Annotated in this window: 16 protein-coding genes; 7 read left to right on the forward strand and 9 right to left on the reverse strand. The window is 65.9% G+C overall.

All coding sequences use genetic code 11. The features are described 5' to 3' along the window. Positions 1 to 130: 130 nt before the first annotated feature. The 3 genes from WDM86_12170 (at position 131) to WDM86_12180 (ending at position 6,115) form a co-directional block, all read left to right on the forward strand. Positions 131 to 3,412: a TonB-dependent receptor gene (locus tag WDM86_12170; protein MEI9990785.1), complete on the forward strand. Its 3,282-nt coding sequence runs from the start codon at positions 131 to 133 to the stop codon at positions 3,410 to 3,412. Positions 3,413 to 3,863: 451 nt separating this feature from the next. Beyond that, entirely contained in the window at positions 3,864 to 5,390 is a 1,527-nt protein-coding gene (locus WDM86_12175) for an alkaline phosphatase family protein (GenBank protein MEI9990786.1), read from the forward strand. Between the two features lie 65 nt (positions 5,391 to 5,455). Then, positions 5,456 to 6,115 carry a TetR/AcrR family transcriptional regulator gene (locus WDM86_12180; GenBank protein ID MEI9990787.1) on the forward strand — a complete coding sequence of 220 codons (660 nt, stop codon included), beginning with the start codon at positions 5,456 to 5,458 and terminating at the stop codon, positions 6,113 to 6,115. Between the two features lie 25 nt (positions 6,116 to 6,140). On the opposite strand, the gene WDM86_12185 is transcribed toward WDM86_12180, so the two are convergent. From WDM86_12185 to WDM86_12200, 4 genes are all read right to left on the reverse strand, one after another. After that, positions 6,141 to 6,986, reverse strand: coding sequence for a fumarylacetoacetate hydrolase family protein (locus tag WDM86_12185; protein MEI9990788.1), 846 nt, complete (start codon positions 6,984 to 6,986; stop codon positions 6,141 to 6,143). 152 nt (positions 6,987 to 7,138) lie between these two features. Then, a complete protein-coding gene (locus WDM86_12190; GenBank protein ID MEI9990789.1) occupies positions 7,139 to 7,912 on the reverse strand; it encodes a dienelactone hydrolase family protein in 774 nt (257 codons plus the stop codon). Further along, positions 7,909 to 9,108, reverse strand: coding sequence for a cytochrome P450 (locus tag WDM86_12195; GenBank protein MEI9990790.1), 1,200 nt, complete (start codon positions 9,106 to 9,108; stop codon positions 7,909 to 7,911). The genes WDM86_12190 and WDM86_12195 overlap by 4 nt, the downstream gene beginning before the upstream one ends. Continuing rightward, positions 9,108 to 10,136 (reverse strand): hypothetical protein, encoded by a 1,029-nt coding sequence (locus WDM86_12200; GenBank protein ID MEI9990791.1) that lies wholly within the window; start codon positions 10,134 to 10,136, stop codon positions 9,108 to 9,110. The genes WDM86_12195 and WDM86_12200 overlap by 1 nt, the downstream gene beginning before the upstream one ends. A gap of 140 nt (positions 10,137 to 10,276) precedes the next feature. Between WDM86_12200 and WDM86_12205 the strand changes: the two genes are divergently transcribed. Beyond that, the gene (locus tag WDM86_12205) at positions 10,277 to 11,881 is read left to right on the forward strand and encodes an acyl-CoA synthetase (protein MEI9990792.1); all 1,605 of its coding nucleotides are present in this window, start codon (positions 10,277 to 10,279) and stop codon (positions 11,879 to 11,881) included. 57 nt (positions 11,882 to 11,938) lie between these two features. Here WDM86_12205 and WDM86_12210 read toward each other — a convergent pair whose 3' ends face one another. From WDM86_12210 to WDM86_12230, 5 genes are all read right to left on the reverse strand, one after another. Next, complete coding sequence (locus WDM86_12210; protein ID MEI9990793.1) at positions 11,939 to 12,313, reverse strand: hypothetical protein; 375 nt, start codon at positions 12,311 to 12,313, stop codon at positions 11,939 to 11,941. 98 nt (positions 12,314 to 12,411) lie between these two features. Then, positions 12,412 to 14,019: a cisplatin damage response ATP-dependent DNA ligase gene (locus tag WDM86_12215; GenBank protein ID MEI9990794.1), complete on the reverse strand. Its 1,608-nt coding sequence runs from the start codon at positions 14,017 to 14,019 to the stop codon at positions 12,412 to 12,414. Further along, on the reverse strand, positions 14,019 to 15,032 hold the full coding sequence (locus WDM86_12220) for a ligase-associated DNA damage response exonuclease (GenBank protein MEI9990795.1): 1,014 nt from the start codon (positions 15,030 to 15,032) through the stop codon (positions 14,019 to 14,021). Before WDM86_12220 ends, WDM86_12215 begins: the two co-directional genes overlap by 1 nt. Before the next feature lie 366 nt (positions 15,033 to 15,398). After that, a protein-coding gene (locus WDM86_12225; GenBank protein ID MEI9990796.1) for an IS5 family transposase occupies positions 15,399 to 16,240 on the reverse strand; the annotation gives its coding sequence in 2 pieces (ribosomal slippage) (positions 15,399 to 15,853 and positions 15,853 to 16,240; 843 coding nt in all). A gap of 79 nt (positions 16,241 to 16,319) precedes the next feature. After that, positions 16,320 to 16,934 carry a dienelactone hydrolase family protein gene (locus WDM86_12230; GenBank protein MEI9990797.1) on the reverse strand — a complete coding sequence of 205 codons (615 nt, stop codon included), beginning with the start codon at positions 16,932 to 16,934 and terminating at the stop codon, positions 16,320 to 16,322. A 94-nt stretch (positions 16,935 to 17,028) separates the two neighbouring features. Between WDM86_12230 and WDM86_12235 the strand changes: the two genes are divergently transcribed. From WDM86_12235 to WDM86_12245, 3 genes are all read left to right on the forward strand, one after another. Continuing rightward, positions 17,029 to 18,051: a polysaccharide deacetylase family protein gene (locus WDM86_12235; GenBank protein ID MEI9990798.1), complete on the forward strand. Its 1,023-nt coding sequence runs from the start codon at positions 17,029 to 17,031 to the stop codon at positions 18,049 to 18,051. A gap of 154 nt (positions 18,052 to 18,205) precedes the next feature. Next, the gene (locus WDM86_12240) at positions 18,206 to 18,952 is read left to right on the forward strand and encodes a sugar transferase (protein MEI9990799.1); all 747 of its coding nucleotides are present in this window, start codon (positions 18,206 to 18,208) and stop codon (positions 18,950 to 18,952) included. Beyond that, positions 18,952 to 19,776, forward strand: a complete 825-nt coding sequence (locus tag WDM86_12245; GenBank protein ID MEI9990800.1) for a WecB/TagA/CpsF family glycosyltransferase — start codon at positions 18,952 to 18,954, stop codon at positions 19,774 to 19,776. Before WDM86_12240 ends, WDM86_12245 begins: the two co-directional genes overlap by 1 nt. The last annotated feature ends 178 nt before the right edge of the window (positions 19,777 to 19,954 follow it).

The raw sequence follows: 19,954 nt of genomic DNA on the forward strand, positions 1-19,954 counted from the left end.
CGCCACACAGCCGAAACATAATTCAATGCCCGATGAAAATTCTTTGACAACAAAATGTCCCGCGGTCATCACTCATCGATCAATGAAATAAGCGTCGCGATTTATGCGAACCGCAGGGGAGTCTACTCGCGTGTCCATCAAAACCTATTCTGCAAAATTTGCCGCCGCGCTGCTCGTCACCACCGCGTTCACGGCGCCGGCCTTCGCGCAGATCGAAACCGTGGTCGTCACCGCCGAACGCAAGGCGGAAGATATTCAGACCGTTCCGCTCGCCGTCACCGCGCTCACGGGCACCGACCTCAAGTCGAAGCAGGTCAACAGCTTCCGCGATCTTCAGTTCCACGTGCCGAGCGTGACCTACACCAAGTCGAATTTCGGCGGCGCGCAATTCCAGATCCGCGGCATCACCACCCAGTTCGGCCTCGGCGCCGCCATCGCGCAGAACATCAACGACGTCTACCAGGAAGCCCCCTCGCTGGTGAACGGTCAGTATTTCGACGTCGATCGCGTCGAAGTCGCGCGCGGCCCGCAGTCGACCTCCTACGGTCGCGCGGCGACCGGCGGCGCGGTGAACATCATCACGTCGAAGCCCAACCTGACCGACTTCCAGGCCCGCGCCTCGTTCGACTACGGCACCTACAACACGATGAAGCCGGAGTTCATGGTCAACGTGCCGTTGATCGACAACGAGCTCGGCGTTCGCATCGCCGGCCTGGGCGTCTTCCACAACGGCTACGAAAAGAACGAATACGCCGGGCCGCAGATCTATCCGGGCGGCCCGGTCGACAAGAACATCAACGGCCAGGGCACCGCCTCGGGCCGCGTCTCGATCCGCTGGGAACCGAGCGACGACACCACGATCGACCTCGTCGGCGAGGTCGGCTACGAGAACGACAACCGCGTCCGCGGCGACAAGCAGGAATGCCATCGCGACCCGTCGGGCGTGCTCGGCTGCTTGCCCGACGCTCTTGGTTTCCAGCCCATCAACAATCTCTCGACCCTCGCAACCACGCTCGGTTCCAAGCAGGGCGTCGCCGCCCTGCTCAATCTTTCCCTGGGCCTGCCCTTCGCGCAGGCGCAGGCGCTGGGCAATTCGTTGGGCCTGTTCCAACTCGCCGGCAATGGCGGTTCGGGCGATCCGGCCGGCCCGGTGGTCGGCCGCAGTTTCCTCGGCACCGCGCTGTTCCCCAATCCCTACTCCTCGGCGGCGCCGCTGCCGTCGCCCCCCTATCCGGCGGGCACCTTCACGATGAACCCGCAGGTGGTGAACGGCGTGGGCTCGGGCGCGGGCGGCGTGGTGTCGCCGGATCTGCTTACCTCCGACACGCCCTTCAACCCGAAGTTCAAGGGCTCGACCAGCACGTTCCAGCTCAACTGGGCGCAGACGGTCACCAGCTGGCTGAAGGCGACGGTCGATGCCGGCTATTCGTCCAGCTATCAGTTCACCCAGCAGAACTATACCGACGCGACGCCCGAGAATGTCAGCGCCCTGATCGGTCCCGCCGTCGCCGGCTTCAAGGTCCTGTTCGGCGACAACACGCCGGTTCCGCACGCCGGCGCGATCAATGGCACCAACGCGACCGGCGCCTACGACGCCTATTTCTCCGTGCCCGGCGCGCTGCCGATCTCGAACACCTTCTACAACGGCAAGTTCGGCTCCTATGCCGGCAGCATCGATCAGGCGCATGGCATTCTGACCCGCACGCCGTATCTGGCGAGCTATGACGAGGACAATTCCGGTTCGCGCGAATGGACCGGCGAAGTCCGCTTCCAAACCGCCTTCGAAGGTCCGCTGAATTTCTCGGCCGGCGCGTTCTTCATGTCGTTCGACGGCCGCAGCCAATACTGGGTCGCCTCGAACGGCCTGGACTGGGAATCGATGGTCATCGGCGCCTTCGCCGGCACCGGTGCGGGCGGCCCGGGTGTCGATCTGCCGCTCATGCAGGCCAACACCACCTTCGACAGCGAATCGCGCCGCGACGCCACGCAGTCGCGTTCGGCCTTCCTCGAAGCCACCTATGAGATCACCGACGACCTCAAGATCATCGCCGGCGCGCGTTATAACGACGACCGCACCAGCGCGCTGACCACGCCGATCCAGGGCGCGCCGCTGTCGACGGCTCCCGGCGCACCGCTCGCGTCGGTCTGGGGCGGCCTGCTGCTGACGAACGGGTTCGCCCTCGTCGGCACGCCGACCTGCGCGGCCAATGGCGGTCTCGCGGCGCCCGGCTGCGTCGGCTACCCCGGCATTTTCCGCCTGCCGACCGACGTCAACGGCAAGCAGAACAACGTCACCGACAAATGGACCGGGCGCGCGACCGTTCAGTGGTCGCCGCAGACCTCGTGGTCCGACCAGACCCAGTTCTACGCGACCCTGTCGCGCGGCGAACTCGCCGGCGGCGTCAACAAGAACAACGCGGTCGGCTCGCTGGTCGTGCCGCTCATCTACCAGCCGGCCACGGTGGATGCCGTGGAAGTCGGCACCAAGAACACCCTGCTCGACGGTACGCTGCAGGCCAATCTCGATGTCTGGTACTACAATTACGAGAACTATCAGGTCGGCATCATCTCCAACCGCCAGGCGCTCACGCTCAACATCCCGGCCCATCTCTACGGCCTGGAGAGCGAGCTCGTGTGGCAGCCGGACGACGACCTCGCCTTCAACCTGACGCTCAGCCTGACGCAATCGCAGGCCGGCAACGCCTATCTGATCGATCAGCGCAACCCGACGGCGGGCCAGGCCAACTCGATCCTGATCAAGGATATGACCAACGGCTCGCTGTGCGTCGTGCAGCCGAGAAGCCCGGTGACGGCCGGCCATACGCCGGGCGAGTCGAGCGCCTTCCACGTGCCGAACTTCTACCTCCCCAATGGCGGCAACGCGGCCATCGACGCGCCCTTCGGCGTGCCGCTGGTCAATTACGGCGTTTGCAACCCGGCGCTCGAGCCGTTGCTCGAAGCCTATGGTTTCCAGTATTCCCAAGATCAGAACGGAACCACCGGGGCGCCGATCGCTGGCGCGCGCAACGGCAACGGCATTGCCACGAACGTGCATGGCAACCGCCTGCCGCAGGTCCCCAATGGCCAGGTCGGCATCGGTGGCCAGTACACCATCCATCTCGACGACTACACGCTCGTTCCGCGCCTCGACTACTACTGGCAGTCGAGCATGGAAGCGCGCGTGAACAACGATCCGGGCTCGGACTACATCGCGGCCTGGGATACGTTGAACGGCCAGGTCCAGCTCAATGCGCCGGACAGCGCCTGGTACGCGCGTGTCTTCGCGACCAACATCTTCGACAAGCGCAACCCGACCGGCGAGTATCTGACCGATCCGACATCGGCGCTCTACACCAACGTCTTCGCCGAGGACCCGCGCGTGGTGGGCATCTCGGTCGGCGCCAGCTGGTAGGTTCGGCCGACGAAGAAGCAAAAGAGGGGCGCCGGTTTCCGGCGCCCCTTTTCGCTGCGCCAAGCGTCAAACCGACGCGTGAGGCGAACTCATCGTCCGATGAATTGCGATTGACCGCCCCGTCTCGGTGAGATATTCACTAATCAATGAATTAGCCTTGCTGCGCCTGCGCAAAATCCCGCGGCCGCAGTACTGAGACACCCGCCCGATCGCGTTCTACCCAGGAACGTCCGGGCGGCGAAATCCCCCGGCCTGCGCTCCTCCTCGGGCAGGGCTGGGGGATGTTCTCCCCGCCCTCGGCAAATCTCCGTTCGTCCCCAGAGCAGCGGGAGGGCATTGGCGGCGATTGGTGGTCCCCCCCCCCCCGGACTTTTGCGGTTCAATTGGGCAGCACTCTTTAACCGGCCGGATTGCCAAGGCAATCTCGTCCTTCGGACGGAGCCCGCGCGGCATGGCCAAGCCCCTGAATGTGCTTTTCATAACCGCCGACCAGTGGCGCGGCGAATGCCTCTCCGCGCTGGGCCATCCGATGGTTCGCACGCCTCATCTCGACGCCCTGGCGCGCGAGAGCGTCCTGTTCGCGAATCATTTCGCCAACGCGGTGCCTTGCGGGCCGTCGCGCGCCTCGCTGCACACCGGGATGTATCTGCAGAACCACCGCTCCGGCACCAACGGCACGCCGCTCGACGCCCGCCACACCAACTGGGCCAAGGAGGCCGCCGCCATCGGCTACGATCCGGTCCTGTTCGGCTACACCGACACCAGCCTGGACCCGCGCGAGCTGGAGGACGACGATCCCTGGCTGCGGACCTATGAGGGGCCGCTGCCGGGCATAAGGCCGATCGTCCTGATGGGCGAGACGCCTTACCCCTGGACCGACTGGCTGAAGGCGAGGGGATACGAAGTCCCCGACCCCATCGCCGGCGCCTATTCGCATCGCGCCGAAGGCCCGGACTACGAAGACGGAGCGGCCGTTCCCAAGCCCCTGGCCTATCCGGCGGCCGACGACGACACCAACTTCCTGGTCGATCGCTGCATCGACTACATCCGCGACGCCAGGGGACCGTTCATCGCCCATCTCTCGATCTTGCGGCCGCACCCGCCCTTCGTGGCGCCGCGGCCTTACAACGCGATGTACGATCCGGCCTCGGTCCCCGGCTTCGCGCGCCTCGCCACGCCCGAGGCGGAGGCGGCGCAGCATCCCTGGCTGGCCTATCAGCTTTCGCGCCGTCCCTTCCGCGCCGGCGCCGACGACCGCAAGCTGCGGCGCATGAAGGCGGTCTATTACGGCCTGATGAGCGAAGTGGACGCGGCGCTTGGGCGGGTCTTCGACTTTCTCAAGCAAACGGGCCGCTGGGACGACACGCTGATCGTCTTCACCTCCGACCATGGCGAGCAGATGGGCGATCACTGGCTGCTCGGCAAATGCGGCTATTTCGATGCGTCCTATCGCATTCCGCTGATCGTGCGCGATCCCCGGCCCGGCGCCGACAAGGGCCGCGGCACGATCGTCCGCCGCTTCACCGAGAACGTCGACATCATGCCGACGATGCTCGAAGCCATCGGCGCGGACATCCCGCTGCAATGCGACGGCCTCTCGCTCGCGCCGTTTCTCGAAGGCCGCGGCGCGCCGGCCAATTGGCGCGGCGAAGCGCATTGGGAATACGATTTCCGCGATCCGGCCGACGACGGCGCCGAAAAGAAGCTCGCGCTGACGCTGCATCAGTGCACGATGAACGTCATCCGCGACGCGCGCTACAAATACGTCCACTTCACCAAGCTGCCGCCCTTGCTGTTCGACCTCGAAAAAGACCCGGGCGAATATATCGACCGCGCGAACGATCCGGCCTATCTGCCCATCGTTCTCGAATACGCGCAGAAGCTTCTTTCCTGGCGCATGAACCATGACGAGCAGGTGCTGACGCATATCGCGCTGACGCATGACGGGCCGGTCGCCCGGCGGGCGCTGCGCTACTGAAAGGTCTCTCACTGGCGCGCGATGGCGATTTGGTCTAGCAAATTCAGAGGAAAGATGGGGCAATCTTGGATTCGCTCGAAGACATCGACGGCGTCCTGCCGGCCAACCAGGCGCGCAGCCGCAACGCCCGCGACCGCCTGCTGCAGGCGGGCGAGCGCGTCTTCGCCAGGCTGGGCTACGATGCCGCCCATGTGAGCGACATCGCCCAGGCCGCCGACTGCTCGGTCGGCAGCTTCTACCGCCGCTTCCGCGACAAGGAGGCCTTCTTCAAGGCGCTGCACCAGCGCTTCACCGAGCGCAACCTGGAGAACGGCGCGCGGTTCTTCGCCATGCCGGAATGGCAGGACCAGCCGACCAGCGCGATGATCCGCACGCTGATCGGCAACACCGCCCATATCATGCGGCGCAATCACGGCTTCTTTCGCGCGCTGTTCCAGCGCACGCTCGCCGGCGCCGGCGCCGACTACTGGCCGCGCATGCGCGCCGGAACGCAGCGCCAGGGCGAGCTGCTCGCCGAATTCCTCGCCGCGCGCGGCGAAGGCGGCCGCGAAGGTCTCGTGCAGGACTGCATCTTCGTACTGCGCTCGGTGGACGGCTCGATCGTCCATCGTCTCCTCAACGACAGCCCGCCGCTCGACGACGAGGTGGCGATCGACTCGCTGTCGCGTATGGCGCTCGGCTTCCTGGGCATCCCCGATCACGGCAAGCCGGCGAAGCGCAAGTGACGCGAGAATATCGCGCCGGGCCGCCTTAAGGTTCGGGGATCATCTTCGCTTCGATCGCGCCGATCTTGTCGATCTCGATGCGCACCGTGTCGCCGGCCTTGAGGAATTGCGGCGGCTTCATCGACTGGCCGACGCCGCCCGGCGTGCCGGTGAACACCATGTCGCCCGGCTCCAGCGTCATCGCCTGGCTCAGATAGGCGATCTGGTCGAAGCAGTCGAACACGAGGTTGCTGGTGTTGGAGTTCTGCTTGATCTCGCCATTGACGAGGCAGCGTATGCCGAGCGCATGCGGATCGCCGATCTCGTCGGCGGTGACGATCCACGGCCCGATCGGCGCATGGGTGTCGAACGACTTTCCCACCAGCCATTGGGCCGTGTGGAATTGCCAGTCGCGCACGCTGACATCGTTGCCGCAGGCATAGCCGAAGATCACGCCCGGCGCCTCTTCCTTCGTCACATGCCGGCAGCGTTTGCCGATGACGAAGACCAGTTCGGCTTCCCAGTCGACCGCTGACGACACCTTGGGCACCTGGATCGGATCGTTCGGCCCGTTCACCGCATGGCCGAGCTTGGCGAACCAGATCTGGCGCTCCGGCGTCTGCGCGCCGCTCTCCCGGATGTGGTCGGCATAGTTGAGGCCGATGGCCATCACCTTCTGCGGCCTGGGCACCGGCGCGCGCAGATGCACGTCCTTGACGACATAGTGTGGCGGCTCCTCCTTCACGCGGCGCGCGATCTTGTCCTTGAGCGTGGGCCAGTTGGCGATGAGGGCGATCATGTCGGGCGCGAGATCGGTCAGTTCGACGATGCCGTCGCCGACGACGGCGCCGATACGTTCGCCGCCATCGGCGTGGAAGGATGCGAGTTTCATATACGTGCCGCTTTCGGTTAGGAGCCTTCAACGCCGGCGCGAACCCTCTCGCGCCAATGGCCAATATGCTGCGTACAGAGATCGTCCCGAACCGCCAGCGTATCCTTGGTCTACCGCGGCCGCCAAGGGGCGCTCTCGTCGACCGAGGCTTCCTATTTCAGCGCGGTGGAGAAGAATTCGACGGCCAGCCGGTGCGCCTCGCGCGTGGTCTCCGGATTGTGGCGCATGACGACCTTGCCGCCCTTGCCCTGATTGCCGAAGGGATCGGTCACTTCCATGTCGGCGCCCGGCATGTCGAAGCCGTGATGGCTATCCGGCAGGACCTTCAGCGTGATCCTTGCCGCATCGGCGGGCGCCAGGCCGGCCACCAGCTTGGCGGAGACCTCCGGGTCGTTGTCGTACTGGTCCAGCGCGCCGGTGATCAGGAGCATCGGCGCATCGACAAGATCGCCGAACGCGAAATTCGGCATCCGGTTCCAGGCCCAGGTCGCGGGATAGACCGGCATGAAGGCGCGGAAGGCGTCGTCCGGATTGTGCCGCCGTGTCGCCGCCAGCATGGTCGCGACCCCGCCGAAAGAAAATCCGGCAAGCCCGATGGGCGATGCGTCGACCGCCGGATGGGCCGCGAGAAAGGCGCGGGCGCCGTAGACATCGGGCAAGGTCTCGACGACGGTCTTCGGCCGCCCCTCGGCGCCGCCGGCCAGATTGCGGGCCGACCACTGGTCCGGTTCCAGCGTGACGAACCCCGCCTCGTTCAAGACATCGGCATAGCCGCCTTCGCGCCCCGACGGACCGGCCGAGCCGTGCAGCAGGATCACGGCGGGATGCCTGTCGCGCCCGTCCGCCGGCACCCCCAGTCGTGCCGCGATCGTCAGTGGCGCCTCGTGGAGCGATCGGAACGCAACATAGTGCAGCGAAACCGTCACGCCGACCGCCGCGCCGGAGCGAAGGTCACCGGCATTGTCTGCGGGCCGGAGATGAAATTCGACGGCAGCCAGGTCGGCGGCGCGGCCAGGCGGAAATCCTTCATCCGCGTCAGCACTTCGGTCAGCATCGCGTCGATCTCGATGCGCGCGATGTGCTGGCCGAGGCAGCCATGCGGCCCGGTGCCGAAGGCGATATGCTCGTTCGGCGTGCGCGCCAGGTCGAGCCTGTCGGCGTGCGCGAACTTCTCCGGGTCGCGGTTGGCGGCGCCGAAATACATCACGACCTTGTCGCCTTCGCGCAGTCTGTGCCCGGCGAGTTCGACATCCCGCGTGGCGCGGCGGCGCATATAGATCACCGGGCTGGTCCAGCGCAGCAATTCCTCGCGCGCCAGATGCAGGCGGCCGGGCAGGTCGGCCATCAGCCAGGCGTGCTGCTCGGGATGCTCTAGCAGCGCCAGCATGCCCGCCGACAACAGGTTGCGCGTGGTGTCGCCGCCGGCGTCGATCAGGAGGATGAAGAACAGCAGGAACTCGATGTCGTCGAGCTTGCGGCCCTCGACTTCGGCGTGCAGCAGCTTGGTCGCGAGGTCGTCCTTCGGCCGCGCGCGCTTTTCGTCGATCACCTTGCGGCCATATTCGAACATCTTGAACACCGCGAGCGCGCCCTCCTGCGACGGCGAACCGCCGGCGGAGGTGTGGATCGCCTCGGTCAGCTTGTAGAGCTCGCGCCCATCGTCCAGCGGCAGGCCCATCAGCTCGGCGATGACATAGGACGGCATCTCGCCCGCCACCTGGCTGACGAAATCGCATTCGCCGCGTGCGATCACTTCGTCGACGATCTGGCGCGCGAGCTGCCGCATGCGCGGCGTGCGGTCCGCCGAGACCGGCTGGGTGAATTCCTGACGGATGAGGCGGCGGAACGCCGTGTGCTGCGGCGGGTCCATCATCAGCATCATCTTGTAGGGGCCGAAGGCGTTGGCGTCCGGCGGATCCTCGATCATGACCGTCGGCTCGGACGAGAAGGCCTGAAAATCGCGGTCGACGTCATATACGTCGCGATAGCGCGTCACCGCCCAATAGCCGGGGCCGTCCGGCTCCGCCTGGAAATGCACCGGATCGTTGGCGCGCAGCCAGTCGTATTGCGCATGCGGGTGGCCGGCGGCGAAACTGTCGGGATTCCACAGGTCGATGTTCATTACAAAAGCCCCGTCGGCTTTCCGTCCACGATCTGGTCGAGATATTCCGACAGGCCGTAACCGGTCATCCCGTTGCAGGTATATTCGGTCATCCCCTCGGTGATGCGGGTGTTGAGTTCCGCGCCGTCGGGCGTCTTGCGCCGGTTGCGCAGCGGGATCAGCGACAAGACCTTGCCGTTGACGTCGTAGGACGCGCCGGACTCGGTCTTCACCCTGGCGCGCAGCGCGGTCTGGTACCAGTTCTCGTCCCAGTCGCTGTCGATGCTGCATTCGGTGATGAGGTCGTATTTGCCGTCCCTGAACACCATGCCGCCTTCGCGGGGCTTGCCCTCCGTGCCGGCGACGATGGAGAGCATCATCCCGAAATCGCGGCCGAAATTCATCGGACACCAGCGATACCAGTGGATCGCCTGCCAATAGCGCGGGCCCCAGCTCTTGTCGCGCAGGCCGAAGCCGTTCACCGCGAAGGTCTCGTCGCCGATCTGGAACGAGCCCTTCGCCGCCATGTGCTGCTCGTAATGCGCCTTGGCGAACGACTTTTCGGGATCGATCTGCACCGGCTTGCCGTCTTCGCGCACCGCCTCGCCGCCGAACATCGGCGATACGCCCTCGTAGTCGAGCGCCACCTTGCAGGCGACCGTCGGGTTGTCGCGGAACGCCTTCGACGGCTCGGCCATGTCGAAGGGCCGCGCCAGCACCACGGCGTTGCCCTCATAGGTCAAGCGCAGATGCTTGAATGGTTCGAGCACGTCGATCGTCATGCCGCCGGCCGTCATCGCCTTGTTGTCGGCGATCTCCGGCTTGCCGTACATGAACGCCACGCGGCCGTCCGGCAGATAGAGACAAACGGACATCTCGGCCTGGCCCTCGTTCGGACGGTTGCCGAGCCGGAACCAGCCGCCGATCTTGGCGTCCGGGTCGAATACGTTGAAATACATGCTTTCGTTATAATTGGACGCCGCGTCGGGCGTGTGGGTGTATTCGTCCCGCGGCTCCAGCCGCAGCTTGAATCCTGTTGGCAGCGCCATCGTGTTCTCCCGAATTTTCCGGGATTGTGCTGGCATCGCGCGCCGCCGCGCAATCGCGTTGTTCGCCGCGCCGACACTTATTAGAGTGGCGAAAACAGCATGCGGACGATGCTTCCGCAGCGTCACACAGGGAGCGCGACATGGCGTGGAATTTCGGCGACATCCTGGACGCCATCGAACCGGTGCTGCCGCCCGAGGCGCCGGCCTTCGTGCACGGCAACCGCCGCATCACCTGGGGCGAGACCTCCAGACGGACCAACAATCTGGCGCGGGCGCTGATCGCGCGCGGCGCCCGCCCAAGGGACAAGGTCGCGTTCTACATGCGCAACCGGCCGGAATATTGCGAGACGCTGGCCGCGTCGTTCAAGGCGCGGCTGACGCATGTGAACGTCAACTACCGCTACAAGCCGGACGAGGTGTTCTACATCTTCGACAATTCGGATGCGCAGACGGTGGTCTACGGTTCGGAGTTCCGCGACGTCATCGCGCAGATCCGCCCGCGCCTGACCAAGGTGCGGACCTTCGTCGAGGCGACGGATGGCGGCACGGCGGCGGACTTCGCGGTCGATTTCGAGACGCTCGCCACCGAGGGCGACGGCTCGCCCTTGAAGATCGCGCGCTCGCCGCAGGACGAGTTCTTCATCTACACCGGCGGCACCACCGGCATGCCCAAGGGCGTGATCTGGGCGCATGACGATCTGCGCGAGACCTCGCTGATCGCGCTGCGCAAGCTGGGGCCGGTGCCGGAGAACCTCGAACAGGTCGTCGCCGCGATCCGGCTGACGGGCCCGGGCAACCGGCTGCTGCCGGCCTGTCCCTTGATGCACGGCACGGGACTGCTGACGGCCCTCAGCACCATGCTGGCGGGCGGCTGCATCATCACGCTGACGCACCACTCGCTCGACGCGCGTGAATTGTGGGAGGCGGTGCAGAAGAACAAGGCGATGACGCTGGTCATCGTCGGCGACGCCTTCGCCAAGCCGATGCTGGCGGCGCTCGACGAAGCGCCCGGGCGCTACGATACGTCGAGCGTCGTGAACATCATCTCCTCCGGCGTGATGTGGTCGCGGGAGGTCAAGAAGGCGCTGCTCGCCCATATGCCACAGGCGATCATGGTCGACAGTTTCGGCTCGTCGGAGGCGGTGGGTTTCGGCACCTCGATGATGACGGCGGCCGGCGAAGTGGCGACGGCGAAATTCCAGATCGGCGACCGCTGCAAGGTGTTCGACGCGGACGACCGTCCGGTCGAGCCGGGCTCCGGCGTGCCGGGCATCATCGCCATGCCGCAGCCGATTCCGCTCGGCTACTACAAGGACGCGAAGAAGACGGCGGAGACCTTCAAGACCATTGATGGCGTGCGCTATTCGATGCCGGGCGATTGGTGCGTGGTGGAGAAGGACGGCACGCTGACGCTGCTCGGCCGCGGCAGCGTGTGCATCAACACGGCGGGCGAGAAGGTCTATCCCGAAGAGGTCGAGGAGGCGCTGAAGCTGCATCCTTCGGTCGAGGACGCGCTGGTGGTCGGCGTGCCGGACGACAAATGGGGCCAGGCGGTGACGGCGGTGGTGGTGGCGAGCGGCGAGATCGACGAGGAGGGCATCCGCCTCCATGTGCGCGAGCGTCTTGCCGGCTACAAGACGCCCAAGCGCGTGCTGGTCGCGGGCGTGCCGCTGCGCGCGTCGAACGGCAAGGCGGACTACAGGAGCGCGCTCGAATTCGCGAAGCGCGAGCTCGGGATCGTGTAGCCGCAAAAAGAAAGACCGGGCGCTGGGCCCGGTCTTTCCAAAGTCGGTCGCGCAGTCTTACTGGTAGGTGGCCGACGTCGTGTGGCCATCCCACTTGATGTCGATCGAGGTGATCGTGCAGAGGTCGAATCCGTCGGTCCATTCCGCCGACGTGCCGTCGACGGTATAGATCACCTTCAGGTCCCAATCGCAGCTCTCGCCGCGGCCGCCCGGAAAGTGAATCTTCACGGCGGCGCCGTCCGCCAGCGTGTCCTGGCCCAGGACGTCATCGCCCCAGCTGTCGCTGCTGTGCTCGCCGATGAACACGCTCTTGATCTCATAGCCCGTGCTGTTGGTCAGCTCGAAATCCTGCGGCGCGGCAACGGCCGCGACGGGAGCGAAAATTGCAAACGCTGCGGCCAGCACGCCGGCCACGATGAAATTCGTCTTCATGGTATGTCCTTTTGTATGGGGAAGCCCTCTCGGGCGCACCAGACGCCTAATGCGCGAACCTGGCAAGGCGTGCGGGAAAAGAAAGTAGGCAACGAAATCTAGCTCTCGAGCATTTTCTCCAGCGTCGGCAATTCGTCCGCGTCGCGCGCGGGTTTGTCCCAGCGAATGCGGTTGATCCGCGGAAAGCGCATGGCGACGCCGGATTTGTGACGCGTCGAGCGTTGCAATCCCTCGAACGCGACTTCCAGCACCAGGCCGAAATCCTCGTCGGCGCGCACGCTGCGGACCGGGCCGAAGCGCTCCACGGTGTTGTCGCGGACGAATTTGTCGATTTGCTTCAGTTCTTCGTCGGTGAAGCCGAAATAGGCCTTGCCGACCGGCGTGAGCGCGCGCGTCCCGTTCGAATCTTCGCGCCACACCCCGAAAGTATAGTCGGAATAGAAGCTCGACCGCTTGCCGTGGCCGCGCTGGGCGTACATCAGGACGGCGTCGATCAGGTGCGGATCGCGTTTCCATTTGAACCATGGGCCTTTCGGCCGCCCGGCCTCGTAGATCGAATCCCAGCGCTTGAGCATCAGCCCTTCGGCGATCTTGGGATCGCCCGGCGGCGGAACGGCGCGCAGCCTTGCCAGTTCCTCCCAGCTCTCGAAGAGCTGCAGCGGCGAAAGATCGATGCGGGCGGATTTGTGCCGCGCGACGAAGGCTTCGAGGCGCCTCCGCCGTTCGGCGAAGAGCAGGGCGCGCAGATCTTCCGCGCCGTCGAGCAACAGGTCGTAGGCGCGGATGCCGGCGGGGAATTTCGCGATGGTCTTGGCGTCGGGGTTCTTGCGGTTCAGCCGCTGCTGCAGATCGCCGAAACTGTCGATGCGGCCGTCGCGCATGACCAGCAATTCGCCGTCGATCACGCCTTCGAAGTTGAGCGCCGCCATCACGTCGGGGAAGGCATGGCCGATGTCGTCGCCGGTGCGCGAATAGAGCCGCTTCTCGCCGCGCTCGCTGGCGGCCTGGACGCGGATGCCGTCCCATTTCCATTCCGCCGCATAGTCCTTGGCGTCGTATTTCGCGAAATCGGTGGCCTCATCGATCGCCTGCGCCAGCATCACCGGGCGGAACCGCGCCGGCGCATCGGGCGAGGGTTTGTCGCTGCGTTTTTCCAGCCACGCGAAAAGGTCTTCATAGGGCGGACGCTGGCTGTGCCAGACCTCCTCGATCCCGGCGACGTCGATGCCGCCCAGATCGGCAAGCGCCTGCTTGGCCAGCCGCGCCGACACGCCGACGCGCAACCCGCCGGTCAAAAGCTTCAGCAAGGCCCAGCGGCCGTCGGCATCGAGGGCGTCGAGCCAGCCTTCGAGCAGGCGCTGCACCTCGGCGCGGCCGGCGCTGCGCAGCGCATCGACCACCTCTGGCAGTTCGGGCTCGCGGTTGGCGCCGGGCTGGGCCGGCCAGATCAGCGCCACGGTTTCGGCGAGATCGCCGACGAAATCGTAGGAGAGGGCGAAAAGCTCCGGATCGACACGCGCTTCCACCGCTTTGCGGATGAAGGCGGGCTTGGCGGCATCGAAGGCGAGCACGCCGGTCAGCGCCGCCAGCGCCCAGCCGCGTTCCGGATCGGGCGCGCTCTTCAGATAGTCGCGCACCAAGGTCAGCTTGGTGTTGCGCGACGGCGTGAAGGCGAGACTGTCTAGCAGGCGGGCGAAGGCGCGCATCAGTCCTCGCCTTCGTCGTCGTCGTAACCCATCAGCGACAGGGCGCGGGCCGTGCGGTTGTTCAGTTCGGCCCAGCGCAGCAGCGCTTCCTCGGCGCCATGGGTGATCCAGAGCTCGTCGGGCGCAAGTTCGGCCGCGGTCTGCGTGAGTTCGTCCCAGTCGGCATGATCGGAGAGGATCAGCGGCAACTCGACGCCGCCCTGCCGCGCGCGGGCGCGCACCCGCATCCAGCCCGAGGCGAAGCACACGACCGGATCGGCGAAGCGCCGCGACCAGCGGTCCTGCGTCGCCGATGGCGGCGCGACGACGATGGCGCCGGCGAAATTCTGCTTTTTGCCCGCGGTGGCCGGCGCCAGCGGCCCGAGATCGACGCCGAAGGATTCATAGAGTGCGTTGATCTTCTCCAGCGCGCCGTGAACGTAGATCGTCTTGTCGTAACCCGCTTCGCGCAACAGGCAGATCAGGCGCTGCGCCTTGCCCAGCGCATAGGCGCCGACGAGATGGGTGCGCTCGGGAAACTGCGCCACGGATTTTAGTAGCTTGGCGATTTCGTCGGTATCCGGCGGATGGCGGAAGACCGGCAGGCCGAAGGTGGCCTCCGAGATGAACACGTCGCATTTGACCGGCTCGAAGGCGGGGCAGGTCGGATCGCGGCGGCGCTTGTAGTCGCCGGAGACCACCATGGTCGTCCCCTTCCAGCGCAGCACCGCCTGCGCCGAGCCGAGCACATGCCCGGCGGGCACCAGGCTCACGGTCACGCCGTTCTGTTCGACGGTGTCGCGCCGGGCGAGCGGCTGGGTCGTGGCGGCAAAGTCCTCGCCATAGCGCGCTTCCATGATGGCGAGGGTCTCGCGCGTCGCCAGCACTTTGCCGTGGCCGGCGCGGGCATGATCGGCATGGCCGTGCGTGATGACGGCGCGATCCACCGGGCGGGTCGGATCGACATAGAAATCGCCGGGCGGGCAATAGAGCCCGGCGGGAGTAGGTCGCAAGAGGTCTTCGTAGCGGGCCATAGCCGGAGTTTAACGCAGCGCGCGGGAGAGGGTATCCACGCAAACCTGTCATCCCGGGCGAGCGCGGCGAGACCCGGGACCCATCATACAGGCGGCGCGATGGGTCCCGGCTCGCGCTCGCTTCGCTCGCTTGACCGGGATGACACGGAAATTTTGATCAGCCGGCCCCGTCCTCTCCCTGAAGAACGCGATCACCCGCTGCTCCGCCTTCTTGGTCGGCCCCTCCGGATCGTCGTCGCGCAGGTTGATCGTCAGCACCGAATGCGCCGCCATCGGGCCCGGCGCGGCGTCCTTGGGATCGATCTCTATCGCTTCGAACTTGTCGCCGAAGGCTTTCCTATAAGAGCCGATCCGGAAAGAACTGAATCATTTTGAGGGATTTGCGGCAAGTCGCCTGAGCATGATGCGGATCATGGCGAGGCGGATGAAGGCCGCGACGGTTGTGGCGTAGCGCTCGAAGTCGCGCGCCAGGCGTCGGTTGCGGCTGATCCAGGCCAGGGTGCGTTCGACGATCCAGCGTTTTGGCATGACCACGAAGCGGTGGGCATCGCTGCGCTTGACGATCTCGATGACCCAGGTTCCGGTGGCGGCGACGGCATCGGCGGTCTTTTTGGCGTTGTAACCGCCGTCGGCGAAGATACGTTCGATGAAGGGAAACGATCGCCGCGTCCGCTTGTCGAGGACCAGCGCTGCGCCGTCGCGATCCTGGATGTCGGCGCTGTGGACGGCGACGCTCAGCAACAGGCCGAGCGTATCGACGAGGATGTGCCTCTTGCGGCCCTTGACCTTCTTGCCCGCGTCGTAGCCTGAAGGATCGAGCAGAGCCCCCCTTTGAGCGCTCCCTTGGCGCTCTGGCTGTCGATGATGGCGGCGGTGGGGCTGGCCTCGCGGCCTTGGCTCTCGCGCACTGCCACATAGAGCGCGTGATGGATGCGCTCCAACGTCCCGTCCCAGTTCCACAGTTCGAGATAGTCGTGAACCGTGCTCTTGGGCGGAAAATCCTTCGGCAGCGCCTGCCATTGGCAGCCCGTCCAAAGCACATAGAAAATGGCGTTCAAGACTTCACGCACATCCGTCGTGCGCTTGCGCCCGCCGCGCTTGGCCGGGGGTATCAACGGCGCCGCAAGTGACCATTCCTCATCCGTCATGTCGCTGGAATAGCGAAGACCATTGCGTCTCGCCGACAGCCGGTGCTCCGGCTTCCACATCGGGTGCTCCTGTTGCGAATCAGCACCCACAACGGAATCACAACCGATTCACCCGACTCAACTTCTTTCCGGATCGGCTCTAAGTCTCGAAACGCTCCGGCTTGACGAAGGGATCGCCGTGGAAGCGCAGGCCGATCATCGAGAGGTTCTCGTCGGCGAAGCGGCGCCTGGCGCAGGCCACCTCCTCGGGCGCGACGCCCATCGCCGCTTCGCGCCGCTTGTTGCCGAAGCCGAGCGGCAGCGAGGGCTGCGACAGCACCGGCGCGACCACCGAGGGTTCGGTCATCATGGCCAGCGCGAAATTCCCGGTGAAGCACATGCCGACCGCGCCCACGCCCTTGCCACCGCATTCGCCATGCGCCTTGCGCGCCAGCGCCCGCAGCCATTCGACGATGGGGCTCGATTTGTCGGTCGCCCACACGCTGAACTCGCGGCTGATGCAGATGCCCTTGAGGATCTGGCCCAGGCCGTAAAGCGGCGTGGGCGCGCGGCCGGGATGGCCGAACAGGCTCGGCAGGAACACGGTCATCCCGGCCTCCGCCACATGATCGGCGAAGCGCACCACCAGCGGATGCAGGTTCGGCATCTCATGGAGCACGATCACCGCGGGGCCGGCGCCGCGCCGATAGACCGGACGGGTCCAGCGTCCGTCGCTGAAATCGAACTGCGTGTAGTCTTTCAGAACATCGTTCAATGTCGTCCCCCCGACAGCTTTGCCGCGAACTGTATCGTTAAGAGCCGGTAAGCGCATTAATCGCGGCGTAAGGCTTGCACGCCATCATCGCCGCATGAGCCGCTTCGGACAGATCGCGCGTGGGCTCGGCCGGTTCATCCCGGCCGATGCGGTGCGCCCGCTCGGCCGCCCGGCGGCGGTGTTCTTCCACGGCGTCGAGGACGCGACGATCGACCCGCATCTGCAGGAAAACCATCACGAGACGGCGGACTTCCTGGCCATCGCCCGCCGGCTGAAGGCCGATTTCGACGTCCTGCCTCTCGCGGCTCTATCCGACGTGCTGAAGCAGCCCGGCCGCCATCCGCGCGCCCTGTTCCTGATGTCGGACGACGGCTACGCCAACACGCTGACGGTCGCGGCCGATATCCTCGAAGATCTGCGCCTGCCCTGGACACTGTTCGCCAGCACCCATCACATCGATACCGGCGCGCGCAATCCGATCTTCCTGGCCCGGCTGTTCGCGTTCGAGGCGCCGGCCGGCAGCTACGCGATCCCGCATCTGCCGCGGCCGCTCGTGCTGGACGGCGACCGCGAGGCCGTCGCGGACCGCACCGTCTGGCAGCTTCGGGCCCTCGACATGGCGAGCGCCCAGCAGGCGGTCGACGCGATGATGGCGCAGTTCGCGCCCGAGCCGCTGGAGCGATTGCTGGCGAAATTCGCCTCCGAGCGGTTCCTGACCTGGGACCAGGTCCGCGAACTCAACCGGCGCGGCGTGGAGATCGGGGCGCATGCCCATCGCCACTGGCCGATGAACGAGTTCCAGTCGCCCTCGATGCTGCGCGAGCAGGCGGCGACCGCCAAAGCGCGCATCGAGGCGGAGGTCGGCCGCTGCCGCTACTTCGCCTATCCCTTTGGGAACAAAGGCGATATTTCCCGCACGGCGTGGCAAGCGGTGCGCGACGCTGGCTATGACTACGCTTTCACCACGCTGGCCGGCACGCTCGACGCCAACGCCAATCCCTTCCTTTTGCCGCGCTTCGGCCTCGATGCACGGGCGGCCCATCTGACGGCGCAGATCTCCCTGCTGCGCGCCGGCAATCCGCGGGTCGCGCGCTGGCAGCGCGAGCTGGCCGGCTAGTCTCGGCGCGGGACTCCGGTCCGTCCCGATCGTCCCAGCCTTAACCGGTCTTAAGCCTCGACGGCACATTTCCGTGCCGAAATGAAACGAACACGGCGCCAGGGCGTGGCGCGGCCGATGCACCCCTCCGTTGCGAACACAACGAGGGCTGGCCGTGAGCCTGCAGCAGCAATTCGAACAAGACCTGACCGCGGCGCGTCCCGATGCCGATGTGCTGTGGCTCGCCTCGAACGACCTGGCTTCCGCCTTCCGCCTTTCGCCCGAAACGATGTGGCGCGCCCCCGCCAACAGCAACACGCGGCCGGCGCGGTTTCAGCCGGTGCTCAAGCGGCTGCTCGATCTCGCCATCGCGCTTCCCCTGCTCGTCCTCTGCGCGCCGCTCCTCGCCGTGCTGGCGGCGATCGTGCGGCTGGAGGCCGGCGGCCCGGTGTTCTTCCGCCAGACGCGGCTCGGCCAGGGCGGCAAACCCTTCGACATCTTCAAGTTCCGCACGATGACCGTGATGGAAAACGGCGAACAGGTCGTCCAGGCGAAACAGGGCGATGCCCGTGTCACGCGCTCCGGCCGCTGGCTGCGCGCGTCGAGCCTCGACGAGCTGCCCCAGCTCCTCAACGTCATCGCCGGCGACATGTCGCTGGTCGGCCCGCGCCCCCATGCCCGCGCCCACGACGTGCACTATGCTGGCCTGATCGCGAACTACACGCTGCGCCAGGACGTGAAGCCGGGCATCACCGGCTTGGCCCAGATCAACGGCCATCGCGGCGAAACGCCGACGGTGGACACGATGCGCGCGCGCGTCGATCTCGACATCTTCTATGCCCGCAATGCGAGCCTGGTGCTCGATCTGCTGATCCTGGCCCGCACGCCTTTCGCGGTGCTGATGGCGGGGAACGCGCACTGATGAGCGTCGCTTTCAAAACACAGGCGAAAATCGCCGTCGAGCGCCGCGCCGCCCCGCGTCCCGCCAATGACGACAACTATGCCGAGGCGGTTGTCGGCGGCATCAAGACGGCTTGCCTGACGCGGGCGCAGCTCGCCAATCTCATGGTCAACGACTGTTTCTCGGCGCGCCGCACCCGGCGGTCGCCGAAGCTCGTCTTCGCCTCCAACGGCCACACCATCGCGCTGGTCGCCATGGACGCGAAATTCCGCAAGACGTTCCAGGCCGCCGACATCGTGCATGCCGACGGCCAGCCCGTGGTGATCGCCTCGCGCCTGTTCGCGAACGCCGCCGTGCCGGAGCGCAGCGCCACGACCGATTTCATCCATGATGCGGCGAAGACGGCCGCGGCGCAGGGGCTCAAGGTTTTCCTGCTGGGCGCGAGCGAGACCGTCAACGCGCAATGCGCCGAAATCCTGCGCTTCACCTATCCCGATCTGCGGATCGCGGGACGCCGCAACGGCTATTTCCGCCGCGACGAGGAAGCGGCGATCTGCGAAGAGATCAACCGCTCCGGCGCCGACATCGTGTTCGTGGGCCTGGGCGCTCCGCTGGAATACGATTTCTGCGTGCGCAACAAGCATCGCCTGCGCGCCGGCTGGGTCGTGACCTGCGGCGGCTGCTACAATTTCGTCACCGGCGACTACAAGCGCGCGCCGGACTGGATGCAGACCTATTCGCTCGAATGGCTCTATCGCGTGATGCGCGAACCGAAGCGGCTGTTCTGGCGCTATGCCGTGACGAATCCGCTCGCGCTGTTCTTCATGCTGACGCGCACGGCGTGAATTCGGATTGATCGTCCGACCGCATCGACTTCACCTCCAATGAACATCGTCATCGCCGGACGTGTTCCGGCGATCCATAAACGCGGCTGCCGTTCGTGTTCATGGATGGCCGTCGCGACAGCGTGCCGCGACCATGACGATGAAAAGTGGATTTCGCGGGGCTTGAGGCGCCGAACTG

It is taken from the genome of Rhizomicrobium sp. (genome assembly GCA_037200045.1).
In the GTDB taxonomy this organism is placed as follows: Bacteria; Pseudomonadota; Alphaproteobacteria; order Micropepsales; family Micropepsaceae; genus Rhizomicrobium.

Excerpts from the sequence above, each read along its gene's own strand:
- WDM86_12235 (MEI9990798.1), top strand. The coding sequence starts at position 17,029 with ATGAGCCGCTTCGGACAGATCGCGCGTGGGCTCGGCCGGTTCATCCCG.
- WDM86_12175 (MEI9990786.1), top strand. The coding sequence starts at position 3,864 with ATGGCCAAGCCCCTGAATGTGCTTTTCATAACCGCCGACCAGTGGCGC.
- WDM86_12220 (MEI9990795.1), bottom strand. The coding sequence starts at position 15,032 with ATGGCCCGCTACGAAGACCTCTTGCGACCTACTCCCGCCGGGCTCTAT.
- WDM86_12195 (MEI9990790.1), bottom strand. The coding sequence starts at position 9,108 with ATGAACATCGACCTGTGGAATCCCGACAGTTTCGCCGCCGGCCACCCG.
- WDM86_12185 (MEI9990788.1), bottom strand. The coding sequence starts at position 6,986 with ATGAAACTCGCATCCTTCCACGCCGATGGCGGCGAACGTATCGGCGCC.
- WDM86_12245 (MEI9990800.1), top strand. The coding sequence starts at position 18,952 with ATGAGCGTCGCTTTCAAAACACAGGCGAAAATCGCCGTCGAGCGCCGC.
- WDM86_12205 (MEI9990792.1), top strand. The coding sequence starts at position 10,277 with ATGGCGTGGAATTTCGGCGACATCCTGGACGCCATCGAACCGGTGCTG.
- WDM86_12200 (MEI9990791.1), bottom strand. The coding sequence starts at position 10,136 with ATGGCGCTGCCAACAGGATTCAAGCTGCGGCTGGAGCCGCGGGACGAA.
- WDM86_12215 (MEI9990794.1), bottom strand. The coding sequence starts at position 14,019 with ATGCGCGCCTTCGCCCGCCTGCTAGACAGTCTCGCCTTCACGCCGTCG.
- WDM86_12210 (MEI9990793.1), bottom strand. The coding sequence starts at position 12,313 with ATGAAGACGAATTTCATCGTGGCCGGCGTGCTGGCCGCAGCGTTTGCA.